The following is an 893-nucleotide window of genomic DNA, read 5'->3' as shown; positions in this document are numbered from 1 at the left end:
TTCGTGCTGGATGGGGGTTTGCGGCCGGTGGCTGTGGGTGTGGTGGGTGAGTTGTATGTGGCGGGTGCTGGTCTGGCTCGGGGGTATTGGGGTCGGGCTGGTTTGACGGCTGAGCGGTTTGTGGCGTGTCCGTTCGGTGGTGTGGGTGAGCGGATGTATCGCACGGGTGATCTGGTGCGGTGGTTGCCTGATGGGAATCTGGTGTTCGTGGGCCGGGTCGATGACCAGGTGAAGGTTCGGGGTTTCCGGATCGAGCTGGGTGAGGTCGAGTCGGTGGTGTTGGCTGCTGCTGGTGTGGGGCAGGCCGTGGTGGTGGTGCGTGAGGACCGGCCGGGTGACAAGCGGCTGGTGGCTTATGTGGTGCCGGCTGCTGCGGGTGTCGGTGTGGATGCGGGTGAGGTGCGGGCGTTCGCGGGTCGTTCGTTGCCGGGTTACATGGTTCCGTCGGCGGTTGTGGTGTTGGATGCGTTGCCGTTGACGCCGAACGGGAAGTTGGACCGGCGGGCGCTTCCGGTGCCGGATGTGGTGTCCGGTGCGGGGCGTGGGGCGCGTGGTCCGCAGGAGGAGATCCTGTGTGGTCTGTTCGCCGAGGTGCTGGGTGTGGACTCGGTGGGGGTGGATGACAACTTCTTCGAGTTGGGTGGTCATTCGCTTCTTGCGACGCGGTTGGTGTCGCGGGTTCGGTCTTCGTTCGGTGTGGAGGTGGCGATCCGGGCGTTGTTCGAGGCGCCGACGGTGGCGCAGCTTGCGTTGCTGGTGTCGGGTTCGCCTGGTGCGCGTCGGGCGTTGGTGGCGGGGGAGCGGCCGGGTGTGGTGCCGTTGTCGTTCGCTCAGCGCCGGTTGTGGTTCTTGAACCGGATGGAGCCGGAGTCGGCTGCTTACAACATCCCGGG

General features: G+C 66.1%; 1 protein-coding gene. It reads left to right on the top strand.

Annotated elements, in window-relative coordinates; all coding sequences use genetic code 11:
- On the top strand, positions 1 to 893 hold an 893-nt coding region (locus JK359_RS38505), incomplete at both ends, for a phosphopantetheine-binding protein (protein ID WP_201844387.1).

Origin of the sequence: Streptomyces actinomycinicus (genome assembly GCF_016741775.1) — a bacterium.
Classification (GTDB): domain Bacteria; phylum Actinomycetota; class Actinomycetes; order Streptomycetales; family Streptomycetaceae; genus Streptomyces; species Streptomyces actinomycinicus.
Note: the sequence above shows the minus strand (reverse complement) of the source record. Positions and strands in the feature narration are given on the sequence as shown.